The organism is Paenibacillus sp. JJ-223 (assembly GCF_927798175.1).
Classification (GTDB): Bacteria; Bacillota; Bacilli; order Paenibacillales; family Paenibacillaceae; genus Paenibacillus; species Paenibacillus hubeiensis.
The window spans coordinates 195,723-208,337 of record NZ_CAKMMP010000006.1 but is presented as its reverse complement, the minus strand read 5'-3'; the positions used below and the strand labels follow the sequence as shown (position 1 = coordinate 208,337).

Here is a 12,615-nt window from a genome sequence, read left to right as displayed (position 1 = left end):
TTATGCGTGAATGCGCCGCAGCTTGGGCTGCCGATTTGCCGCCTTTTTTACTTGGTATTGGACGTATTCCAGAAAATCGGTCCAAGGATGTTTTGGAATCCCTGAACGTTTTTGGACAGCGCCGTAATTTGTTTCGAGTGCCCAATGATGGAGAAGGGCACCTCGTCCCATACAAATTGTTGCAGTCCATCGATCAACGGACGTGCTTCTTCCACCGATGAAGCGGTGCGAATGCCTTGAAGAAGCTCATCCAGCTTCTCGCTCTTCAGCAGCCCAGCGGCCCCTCCCCAGAACGAATACTGGTAGAACGTTGGCCGGAATGCATAACTCATCGGATAGATGTCCCATCCCTTTCCTGTCGCAAGCTTCTCCTGCAAGGTAGGCCAATCGTACACATCGAGTTTTACCTTCACCCCGATCGATTCAAGCTCTTGCTGGAGCACGACGGCCACATTGTATTGGTCCACGTAATCGCGAGTGGTGAAGATGGTAATCTCCTCCCCGTTGTATCCCGCTTCTTGCAATAGCTGCTTGGCTTTCTCGGCATTCGCCTGGCTATAGGCTTCCTTGCCTTTCTCCGAGTACCAGTTCGGGAATTCCGGCAGGACCAGGGAGGATGTTTTGACATAAAATTGCTCGTCCCGGAACGTCGATGTCAGGATGTCGTCCGCATTCTGGATCGCGTTGACCGCCTGACGCAGCTTCACGTTCTGAAACAGGCCGTTCTGGCTGTTATAGAAGTAAGCGATCAGACCGCCTGGACTCAGATACGTCTGCAGATCCGGATTCGAAGCGACCTGCTGCTCATTGTCCACCGAAATGTTGAGCGCAATGTCGTACTCCCCGGAAGCAATCCCGGCCAACCGCGTGGACTCATCCGTCACGAAGCGGAAGTAGAGATCGCTGGCGATCGCTTCCTTCTTGCCTCCCGCACCGTCGGCCGGTTCGGTTCGCGCACTGTAATCATCGAACTTTTTCAGGTGAATGTACTGATCTTGCTTCCATTCCTCCAATTGATAAGGCCCTGTGCCGATGAACTCTTTAATGCCCGTATCCTCGGCCGCTTCGACCACCTCTTTTGGATAAATGGCAGCAGCCGGAATGGGGTCGGCCAACAGCTGCAGCGTCAGCAAGAACGGCGTTTTCAACTGAAGCTCCACCGTATATTTGTCTTTGGCTTTGGCAACGGCACCGACAAAATTGGCTTTCCCATGGCTGGACAACCTGATCCAGCGATTCAATGAAGCCTCGACATCCTCGGCTTGGAGTTCCTTGCCATTGTGAAACTTCACGCCTTGGCGAAGATGGAACGTGTACGTCAATCGATCCTCGCTAACTTCGTAGGACTCGGCCAATAGCGGAATGACTTGGGCGTTTTGGTCCAGCGTAACCAATTGTTCGTAAATTTCGCGGGACACGTCCTTTACGGCCGTATTGGAGGAAATGTGGGCGTCCAGCGTCACGGGCTGAGTCGGATATCCGATATTCAGCACCTGGCCTTGCTTGGCCTCGCCTTCGGCCGATGCGGGTGCGTCATTCCCGGACGCAGCTGCTCCCTGCGTCGTTTGCCCCTGACCTCCCGAAGCGCAGCCGGCGAGCAGCAGCACGATCAGGATCAAGAGCAGCGCAGGTTTCCATTTGTTTTTCATAAGACAATCCCCTTTCTATTCTTCCCGATGGGTAAGGCCCGACAGGAACGATAATCACGACTTAACTTGTCGGATTAGTGAAATTTAATCTAAGGCTAAACGGAGGCCTGCGTTTTGTAAAATAAGCATTTATAAACTATGAATTCATTTTTTGTTAATCCACAAAGTGGGTCGATTTCGTTTACACCCACAAACGCCGGATGCTAAGATACTTGAAAAATTATCCTGATTATGGGAAAGGAGCTTGACCGATGCCAACGATCACGAACCTGCATCCGAAATTGCTTCAACATATCGAAAAAATCGAACATTACAAACAGGTGCTCACCCTGCTGAACTGGGATGCCCGAACAGGTGCGCCGCGCAAAGGCGCGATCCACGCCGCACGTGCCAAAGGTACACTTGCCGAAGAATTGTTCAAATTACAAAGGGACCCGGAATTCGGCAAGCTTTTGGAAGAAGCAGAGTCTGATGAACATGCGGATGATCTCACGAAGCGGATTGTACGAGAGCATCGCAGAGCTTTTACGCGCTGGAGCGCTATCCCTGTGGAGGAATATCGAGCATTCGTAGATCGGCAAGGACTCGCAAGCGTAGCCTGGCTCGAAGCCAGGGCAGCCAATGATTTTTCCCTGTTCGCTCCTCATCTGAAATCCATTTTCGATCTCAGCCTGAAATTTGCTTCCTACTGGGGATATGACGAGCATCCGTACGATGCGCTGGTGCAGCAATTCGATCCCGATTTGAATGCCCGCACCTTGAACCGTATCTTCGGAGAATTGAAATCGGCGTTGTTGCCCCTGATTGCACGCGTAACCTCCGCGCCAAGACAGCCGGACACATCCATCTTCACTCGGCCGTTTCCGTTGGATAAACAAGAACAGCTCGGAATACAGTTGTTAAATGCAATACGATACGACTTCGATGCCGGTAAATTCGGCGCAACGGTACATCCTTTTAGCTCAGCCATTAACCCCCATGACGCGCGGGTGGCGTCGAAATATGTAGAAAATGACGTGCGCATTTCATTATGGAGCGCGCTCCACGAAGGGGGCCACTCGCTCTATACCCAGCATATCGATCCCGAATTGATCCATACCGGTCTTGGCATCTTTACCTCCTACGGCATACATGAATCCCAATCCATCTTTTTCGAAAAATTTATCGGCAGGCACAAGGGCTTCTGGCAGAACCATTATCCAGGCCTGCAGCAATTGCAGCCGGACCCGTTCGCCAATGTTGAGCTGGACGAATTTTATTTAGCTCTGAACGCCGTACGGCCTTCGCTGAACCGTTTCGAGTCGGACGAGCTGACCTACAACCTGCACCTTATCATTCGATACGAACTGGAACTGGCTATCATTGCCGGGGAAGTCGATTACGATGCATTGCCTGAAGCCTGGAACGACAAGTACGAGGAATATCTCGGCGTGCGTCCGCCATCCCATCTGGAGGGCATTCTGCAAGACGGACATTGGTCTGCCGGGTTTGGACTGTTCCCTTCGTATACGCTCGGTTTCGTCTACGCTGCGCAGCTTCATGAAGCGATCCGCCGAGACCTTTCCGACTACGACCAACTGGTCGAAGAAGACCGACTTGAACCGATCCTCGAATGGCTGGCAACGCATGTCCAGCAATACGGCAAATCGCGTTCCGCTGACGAACTCATTCACGCTATTACGGGACAAGGCATTGATACCGCTCCATTGATTCGTTATTTGACCGAGAAATACGAACGGTTATATTCGTTGTGAGCGCAACAAACCCAATGCAGCAAAACACAACCGGAAATGATTTCTTTTCGGGAAAAAATTTATCATTTTATGGCTTCCCTTTTCCTCCGTCCGACTGTATAATAATGACATAATTTAAAGGCTATGTTGCCGAAAGGTACAACCTCGCGAACATTGGAGGTTGTGCCTTTTTTGCGTTTTCTGGCCTGATTTGCACCACCACTATTCCATCCAAGGAGTGAATGTGTAATGCAGCTTGAAGCTATTTATCATCGTGCACGCTTGAACTGGTCTTATGCTTATGATCGCAACACCCTGCATATCCGCCTGCGAACCGGACGTGACGATCTGGATCAGGTATCCGCCGTCATCGGGGACAAATACGCTTGGGAACGCACGGCCCGTACCCTTCCGATGCGCAAATTCGCCAGCGACGAGCTGTTCGATTACTGGCAAATCGAAGTGCAGCCTCCATATCGAAGATTGCGCTACGGGTTCGAACTGGAGCAGGACGGCGAACGGATTTGGATGACCGAACGGGGATTCGAAACCGAGCTGCCCGAAAACCCGCTGGAATTTTACGACTTTCCTTTCCTGAATCCGGCGGACATTTTCCAGGCGCCTGCATGGGTGAAGGACGCTGTCTTTTATCAGATTTTTCCGGAGCGTTTCGCGAACGGCGACCCGTCCATCAGCCCCGAAGATGCGGAGCCTTGGGGCGGCGAACCGACCCCGACCAATTTCTTCGGCGGAGATTTGCAGGGAGTGATCGACCACCTCGACCATTTGAACCAGCTCGGCGTAAACGCCATTTACTTTACTCCGGTGTTCGAGGCCAGCACCAACCACAAATACAATACGGCCGATTATTTGAGGGTCGATCCTCATTTCGGCACCAATGCCAAGCTTAAGGAGCTCGTGGATGCATGTCATGCCCGCGGCATTCGGGTGGTGCTCGATGCGGTATTCAACCATTCGGGAAGAGACTTCCCGCCTTTCGTCGATGTAATGAAAAACGGCCAGGCTTCGCCATACGCCGAATGGTTCCATGTGCGCGAATGGCCGCTGCGGATCGAGGACGGCATTCCGACGTACGATACGTTTGCCTTCGAACCGATCATGCCTAAGCTCAACACCGAGCACCCCGAAGTCAAAGCCTACCTTCTTGAGGTCGCCCGGTATTGGGTGCAGGAAATCGGCATCGACGGATGGAGGCTGGACGTGGCGAACGAAGTGGATCACCGCTTCTGGCGCGAGTTCCGGGATACGGTCAAAAGCATCAAGCCGGACGCGTATATCCTCGGCGAGATCTGGCACGATTCCATCATGTGGCTGCAAGGGGACCAGTTCGATGCAGTCATGAACTACCCTTTTACCAATTCGGTGCTGGATTATGCGGTCCATGGCAAATTAGACGGAGCTGCCTTCGCCGGAGAGATCGGAAATCTGCTCGCGGCTTATCCGCAATCCGTCACGGAGGCGGCCTTCAATCTGCTGGGCAGCCATGACACGCCGCGCCTCTTGACGGTCTGCGAGGGCGACGTTCGGCGCATGAAGCTTGCCGTCCTGCTGCTGTTGACCTACCCGGGAGTACCATGCATCTACTACGGCGACGAAGTCGGGTTGGAAGGCGGCTACGATCCGGGATGCCGGAAATGCATGGAATGGGACGAAACCCGGCAAAACCGCGAACTGCTCGACTTCTACACGCGGATCATCACGCTGCGCAAAACCCATGCGGCGCTGCGCGGCTCCCATTGGCGCATCGTGCACGCCGCCCAAAAAGATGCCGCAATCATAATCGAACGCACCGATGACGGGAGCCACGAACATTTCCGCCTGCTGATGAATGCCGCCGAGTCGCCTCGGGTGCTGCAATTGCCCATGCCGGAAGAAGCAAGCTGGCGCGATGCATTTAGCGGCGAAGTGCTGACCTCGGAAACGTCGACGCTGGATATAGCGTTGGAAGGGCTTGATTTCCGCCTGCTCAAACTTGAAGTCTAGTGTATTCGGCTCAACGTTAACCCAAACCAAACACCCGCAGGAACCGATGGTCGATGGGCCATCCCTGCGGGTGTTTTCACGTTTAATGTTTCAGCCTTATCTTCGGCTTATGTTTCGATTTGTTCTGGCGAGACGGCAAGGGGCTGCCTTACCTTTTTCATGCGCGGGCTCGTCAGGCCGTCCTTCGCCAAGATGATCTTTTGCGGAATTTTGTAATCCGGCAGGCGTTCGCGGCAATAATCCCAGATCATCCGGCGCAGCTCGGCGAGGGGCATCTCCCGGCTTGTCTGCACGGTGACCGTTACACGCTGGCCGGTGATGCCGCTGTGTTCGCCGCAAACGACCGCCACTTCAATGACCTCCATCTGCTCCAGCACGCCCTCCACCTCTGCCGGATAGACCTTGCGGCCGCCTACATTGATGATCTCGGAATCGCGGCCCAGAATGCGGAGATACTCCCCTTCCAGCACGGCAGCATCTCCTGTGCGCAGCCAACCGTCTTCGGTAAACGGCGACGGCGCGTTTAAATATCCGAGCATGGCCGTTGCCGTGCGAATTTCCAGCAGCCCGTCCACCACGCGATACTGCACTTCCCCGTCCCGTACGGCAAACAACAGGGAGCCCGACGCTTTGGAGCGCGTCGGCAAAATGCCGAGCTCGGACATCCCGTAAGCTTGAACCGTCCGAATGTGAGGAAACGCCCTGTTCCATGCTTCGAGCAGCGCCTGTGACATCACCTCAGACCCATACGACACCACTTCCAGACTGGACAGATCAAAGTCCCGGTACGCACCGCTGAGCAGGAGCAGGTTCATAAACGTCGGCGATACGGGCAAGGCCTGCACCCGATGCCGCTCGATCGTTCTGCACACCTCCCCCGGCGATCGCTCGCGGATCATGCACAGGCAGCCGCCGCTGGCCAGCGATTGCAGCAGCGTATTGAAACCGCCGATATGGTCAAAACGCATGAAAGGAATCGTCCGCAGCGGGCGGCCCTGCCTTTGAAACCGCTGCAGCAGCCGATCGGCGCGATGCACGGCAGCCTTGCTTCGTCCCGTCGAACCGGAAGAAAAAATGACCAGACCGCCGACCTGCTGCTGACGAAGTTCGGTTAATAGCGGCGGCAATCCGTCCGCCTCGAATCGCTTTACGCTTAAGGCCACCAGACCGCCAGGCACGGCATCGCTTAACGTTGCCGTACACCGATCTTCGTCAGGCACGGAACGAAGCTTGTCCGCACTCCAAAGCAACCCCTCCGATAAAGTGTCACCTACATCATCAACGTCGGCCCCATACCCATCAGTATCGGAGTGTTTCTCCCGCCTGGCCACGATTCGCCATTCCGCTCCAGCCAAATCCATATACTCCTCCCGCTTGTTCCGAACCAGGTCCGGAGCCAGCGGAATAACGATGCAGCGCTGCTCCAGCAGAGCCAGCAAAGCGGCAGCGGCATGGGGAGAATAGTCTGTCTCCAGCGTAACGACGCAGCCCGCCATGCCGGCATTGCCGATCAGGCGGTTCATCCTGCGTACCTCTCCGCGCAGCCATCCGTAGCTGTAACCGTCATTCTGCCATACCATGGCCGGGGCGGAGCCCCATCCCTCGAATCGCCGCAGTAACGTTTCGATCATGGTTCCACTCCTTCCCGCTGCGCACGCAGTTTGCCCTCCAGGTAACCCACCAGCGAACCGACCGTGCGGTAAGGACTTTCAGGCATCGAAGCAGCCGCCATCTCCGTCAGTGCGACCGATATGCCGTATCGATCCTCGACCTCCTGTTCCACGACGGCTAATAACGACACCAAACCAAGCGAATCCAACCGGCCGTTCCTGCCATAGAGCGGAGCATGCAGTCCAAGCTCCACCGGGATGCCGCCGCGTCCATATGCATTCAGTTCATGACAGCTCTCCAGAACGATGCGGGCCAGCGTTTCTTCCCGCTTCGCCTCCGCCGAATTCGCCTTTTCATTCCCGGCAAATGCGCGCTGAACAAAGCGGGATTCGCTGCCATGGATGGATTGCATCTTCTCGTACCAGGCCCATTCATCGTTCGCCAGTTGCCCGATGGCCCCACTGAGCTCATCGTTCCAACCGGAATCACGCTTTGCGAGCCTGGCCATCAGCAGCTTGTGACTGCGTTCCCAACGCAAGATCAGGCCCTGCCAGGCCTCAAGATAAGCGTCGTACGGCGAGCCTAACACGCGAGCCGCTTCCAGCAGTAAATCTCTGAAAAAATACCGGCTCCATCGCATATCGAACAATAGGCCCGGTAGCCGGGAAACACCAGCATTACTGGATTTCCAATCACCGGAAAGGTTAACCTCAGACATTGCAGCGAACGCCCCCTGCTGCCCATTCCGGAAGACAGAATGGTGTGCACGTTCATTCCCGGATTCCCCTTGAACGCGGGAACGTGCCCCGCCTTCGTCTTCTTTCCCTTCCATATGGAGCGTGCGCAGCAGCTCTACGGTGACGGCTTGTCCAAAGTAATAGTTCCGTTCCCCTTGCCTCACCTGCCTGGCCGCCAGGAACTCGTGAATTTGCGTAGCCAGGGCTGCGCGCAGCACCTCTCGATACCCGTCATCATCCAGCTGGCCCGCGGCCCGAACCTCCATCGTTCCGTAGGTTCTCAGCTCTTCCTTTCGCTTGGCTGACGCCAGCTCGGGCATCGCCTTGTGCCCTTTCCAGAAATCGCGAAAGGCCGAAAGCGAGACCGCCCCCTTATATTTGGAGGGGACCGGATCATACACGTCCACATGCCGTTCCCCGATATCGCACACGGCCAGCCAGTGGTCCACCAGATGCAGGCGGGAACCCTCCCTTAGATGTTTATGGATATACTCCGGATTCCGAAAGTTCTCGTCATACGGCAAATGGTAGCTCGAACCCGTTGCGAGGAACAATTCACCTTCTCCCACGCGCTCACGAATGGCGGCAAGCCCTTCCTCGAAACTGCCCATTTCGCGCTGCTCCCCCATGCTCCAGACGGCATCCTCGTAATCCAGCTTGTGAAAATAAGGCTTGACCAGCCCCGTGTCCGAACACGAGGGAAGGGTAAACAATCGGCTGGCCGCCAGAAGGCCAAGGCTGCTCTGGCAGCCCTGGCGCCGCAAAACCTCATGAATCAGCGGAAAATGGCAGGGATAATAAAACGGAATATCCATCAGTGGCTGAACATGCCGTAAGGATGACATCGGTTTACCTCCTCGTTTCGTTTCTGGCCGGGCTGTCGCCCCAGGAACGGATCGTATAATGGAGAGACTGCGGATGCGTGGCCCGGAAGACGCGATTGGGCATCGGCCGACCATCCGGGTCGGTCTCAAATCGGCGGAAACCACGCGTAAACCGGAACCGGAAACCGCTGTCCCGCGGAACTTCGAAGCATCCTTCGTAATGTCCGTCTCCGACATGTTTCAGCTTCATGCCCATGCCGCCGTATATGGTGTCTTCCGCAGGTTCGCGAGACGGCGATTGGGCACTCAGGCAGATGAGAACGTGACCGGAAAGCTCCTCCACGACGGTGTACGCCTTGGTCGCCGTCAATTCCCCGAACTGAAGCCGAACGACCGCCCTGCCGGTAGCGACGGGAATCAGCGTTCCATCCGGCAGTACCTCGAGCACGTCAGGTTGTTCGGAAATGTATGTCCCTTCCAGCAGACTGACCTTAACGCCGTTGTCATAGCGGAGCAGAGCATTAATTCGGCATTTCATATCTCCTTTCAACCCTAGAACACTTCTGCCCTTGAGTTCGAGGGAAACCGGGTTTCCTTTTTTGCCAAACATGCACAGCAAAGGAAGATGTACGCGTTCGGCCCAATCGGCTTCCTGATGGCCGGCATCGGGTTGTTCCAGGTAAATGAGGTCCTTGCCAGCCACGTAACCAAGGTTCAGAAGTTGGTCGACAACCTCTCTAATTTGGCTTGGAAGGAACAGACCTTCCATATCCCCGATATCCATCCACATCCGTACGTCTGGTTTTCCTGCGGGAAGCCGAATCATCGGCTCTTCTTTCAGCCGTCCCGGGGAACTCGCATCCAACTGCACGTCATAAAAAAACGGCGACAACATCATCAGCTTGCCAAAAACGTCCGGATGGCGCATGCCGATGTGGAACGTGCACAATGCGGCTGCGGATGATCCGATCATCCCCGTATGCTCCGGCTCCGTCAACGTCCGATATCGCCGGTCAATGAACGGCTTGAGCTCATGCACGATGAAATGTTCGTACAGCAGCCCCGAGCATCCCACGTCTACAGCTTCGCGGACCGGCGCAGCATAATGGTAAAACTCATTGTGCGTAACCGGGCGAACATGGGAGATGCCCACAATAATCAGCTCCTCCATGAGCCCCAAACCGATCAGGCGGTCTGCCGCCACATCCATCTGCCACGTTTCCTGGCCCGGCTTGGAGAGGCCGAAAGCGCGCTGGCCTGCATGCATATAAACGACCGGATACCTTTTATCGGTATGCTCATGATATCCCGGAGGCAGATACACATGGATATTTCGGCTGTTGCCCAGCCGCGTTGCCTTGAATTCGCTCAAACATTCGATAACCGACCTTGTCTCCAATGAACTCATCACGGATCATCGCTCCCCTCAGCTCATCATGCCTTGCAATAATGAAACGCCTCTCTACGCTGCTGCCTGCAACGACAAACAACCCCGCCTCGAAGGAGACGGGGTTGTTTCGGATCGGATCATCGTTTCCGAAATGCATGGCCCTTGTATTGTGGATTCTGCGATTAGTGTAAATCCAATGATGCGGTTTGTAAATACGAAAACAAGAAAAATAAACCTAAAATAAAAGTTATTGACAAACCCATTGCCGTTTTTTATGATTACGGTGTGATGTACAACTCGAGGGCCATGCTTTTTAGACCTAAGGTCTAGGACAACCCCGGTAACTCCAGCAGGAGATGCCGGGGTTTTTGCATGCAGGAAGGAGGTAGACCCGTCCATGGTTGGCAAATGATTGGCCGTCCGCAATTGTAAGCGTTTTTACTTCCACGGATTACATAATAACATATTCTAATCGCGAAGGGTGGATTACCATGTTGAATGTGACCAAACGCATCATTCTCAGCACCACGTTAACCCTCGGCTTGCTGGCCGGGAGCGCACTCCCCTTCCTGCCGGCGGCTTCCGTGCTTGCAGACCCCGACACTGCCGTAACGAACAAGCAGAATTTCAGCACGGACGTCATCTATCAGGTATTCACCGACCGCTTTCTGGACGGCGATCCCTCCAACAACCCTTCCGGAGCAGCGTACGATGCCAGCTGTACCAACCTGAAATTGTACTGCGGCGGGGACTGGCAGGGATTGATCAACAAAATCAACGACAACTATTTCACGGACCTGGGCATCACGGCGCTCTGGATTTCGCAGCCGGTAGAAAACATCCATGCCGTCGTCAATTACTCCGGCGTCAACAACACTTCCTACCATGGATACTGGGCGCGGGATTTCAAGAAAACCAACCCGTACTTCGGTTCCATGACCGACTTCCAGAACCTTATTCAGACCGCTCATGCCAAAGGCATCAAAATCGTCATCGACTTTGCTCCAAACCATACGTCACCGGCCATGGAGACCGATACCTCGTTCGCCGAGAACGGCAAGCTGTATGACAACGGCACGCTCCTTGGCGGTTACACCAACGACACCAACGGTTACTTCCACCATAACGGCGGCTCGGACTTCTCTTCCCTCGAGAACGGAATCTACAAAAACCTTTATGATCTCGCCGACTTGAACCACAACAATGCGACCATTGACAAATACTTCAAAGACGCCATCAACCTCTGGCTTGACATGGGCGTCGACGGCATCCGCGTGGATGCGGTCAAACACATGCCGGAAGGCTGGCAAAAGAGCTGGATGTCGGGCATTTACAGCCATCAGCCTGTATTCACGTTCGGTGAGTGGTTCCTCGGCTCTTCTGCTGCGGATGCGGACAACACCAAATTCGCGAACACTTCAGGCATGAGCCTGCTTGATTTCCGCTTCAATGCCGAAGTGCGGAACGTGTTCCGCGACAACACGTCGAACATGCATGCACTGGATTCCATGATCAGCAGCACAGCAGCAGACTACACGCAAGTCAATGACCAGGTGACCTTTATCGATAACCATGACATGGACCGTTTCAAAACAAGCGCGGTCAACAACCGGCAGCTGGAACAAGCCTTGGCCTTCACGCTGACATCCCGCGGCGTGCCTGCCATCTATTACGGCACTGAACAATACCTGACCGGAAACGGCGATCCGAACAACCGCGCCAAAATGCCATCGTTCTCCAAAACAACGACGGCATTCAACGTGATCAGCAAGCTGGCTCCGCTGCGCAAATCCAATCCGGCCATCGCTTACGGCTCGACGCAGCAGCGCTGGATTAATAATGACGTGTACGTCTATGAACGCAAATTCGGCAAAAGCGTTGCCGTCGTGGCGATCAACCGCAACCAATCGTCCTCTGCCTCCATTAGCGGACTTGCAACGTCCCTGCCTTCGGGAACGTACACGGACGTCCTTGGCGGCGCGCTGAACGGCAACAGCATTACGTCCAACAACGGCAGCGTTCCTACATTCACGTTGGCCGCAGGCGGGACGGCAGTGTGGCAGTACACGGCTTCCGAAAGCACGCCGACGATCGGGCACGTCGGACCGATGATGGGCAAACCCGGCAACGTCGTCACGATCGACGGCCGCGGCTTCGGCGCAACCAAAGGCACCGTTTACTTCGGCACGACGGCCGTAAGCGGATCTGCGATCCAATCGTGGGAAGATACCCAAATCAAAGTTACCGTTCCTGCCGTTGCAGCGGGCAATTACGCGGTGAAGGTAACCGCAGGCGGCGTAACCAGCAACAGCTATAACGGGTTTAATATTTTGACCGGCGAGCAGGTCACCGTTCGATTCGTTGTCAATAATGCATCGACATCCCTGGGCCAGAACGTGTACTTGACCGGCAACGTTGCCGAGCTCGGCAACTGGTCCACAGGAGCAAACGCCGTTGGGCCAACCTTCAACCAGGTCATTCACGCCTATCCGACATGGTATTACGACGTTAGCGTGCCTGCCGGAACGCCGCTCGAGTTCAAGTTCTTCAAGAAAAACGGCTCTACCGTCACATGGGAAAGCGGATCGAATCACACCTTCACCACGCCAGCCAGCGGCACCGCAACCGTAAACGTGAACTGGCAATAAAATAACTCGGCAAAACCAA

General features: G+C 54.8%; 7 protein-coding genes. 3 read left to right on the top strand and 4 right to left on the bottom strand.

The annotated features are described in order from the left end of the window. Window positions 1-47: 47 nt before the first annotated feature. Window positions 48-1,649: an ABC transporter substrate-binding protein gene (locus tag L6H98_RS13015; protein WP_236415631.1), complete on the bottom strand. Its 1,602-nt coding sequence runs from the start codon at window positions 1,647-1,649 to the stop codon at window positions 48-50. Between the two features lie 251 nt (window positions 1,650-1,900). On the opposite strand from L6H98_RS13015, the gene L6H98_RS13010 reads away from it, so the two are divergent. After that, window positions 1,901-3,403: a carboxypeptidase M32 gene (locus L6H98_RS13010; RefSeq protein ID WP_236415630.1), complete on the top strand. Its 1,503-nt coding sequence runs from the start codon at window positions 1,901-1,903 to the stop codon at window positions 3,401-3,403. 228 nt (window positions 3,404-3,631) lie between these two features. Continuing rightward, entirely contained in the window at window positions 3,632-5,386 is a 1,755-nt protein-coding gene (locus L6H98_RS13005; protein WP_236415629.1) for a glycoside hydrolase family 13 protein, read from the top strand. A gap of 107 nt (window positions 5,387-5,493) precedes the next feature. Here L6H98_RS13005 and L6H98_RS13000 read toward each other — a convergent pair whose 3' ends face one another. Genes L6H98_RS13000 through L6H98_RS12990 form a run of 3 tightly spaced genes read right to left on the bottom strand, consistent with a single transcriptional unit; the run spans window position 5,494 to window position 9,966 of the window. Beyond that, on the bottom strand, window positions 5,494-7,017 hold the full coding sequence (locus tag L6H98_RS13000; RefSeq protein ID WP_236415628.1) for a fatty acid--CoA ligase family protein: 1,524 nt from the start codon (window positions 7,015-7,017) through the stop codon (window positions 5,494-5,496). Further along, window positions 7,014-8,579, bottom strand: a complete 1,566-nt coding sequence (locus tag L6H98_RS12995) for a hypothetical protein (protein ID WP_236415627.1) — start codon at window positions 8,577-8,579, stop codon at window positions 7,014-7,016. Before L6H98_RS12995 ends, L6H98_RS13000 begins: the two co-directional genes overlap by 4 nt. A gap of 4 nt (window positions 8,580-8,583) precedes the next feature. Continuing rightward, on the bottom strand, window positions 8,584-9,966 hold the full coding sequence (locus tag L6H98_RS12990) for an alpha/beta hydrolase-fold protein (protein WP_236415835.1): 1,383 nt from the start codon (window positions 9,964-9,966) through the stop codon (window positions 8,584-8,586). A gap of 473 nt (window positions 9,967-10,439) precedes the next feature. Between L6H98_RS12990 and L6H98_RS12985 the strand changes: the two genes are divergently transcribed. After that, entirely contained in the window at window positions 10,440-12,596 is a 2,157-nt protein-coding gene (locus L6H98_RS12985; protein WP_236415625.1) for an alpha-amylase family glycosyl hydrolase, read from the top strand. Window positions 12,597-12,615 lie beyond the last annotated feature (19 nt).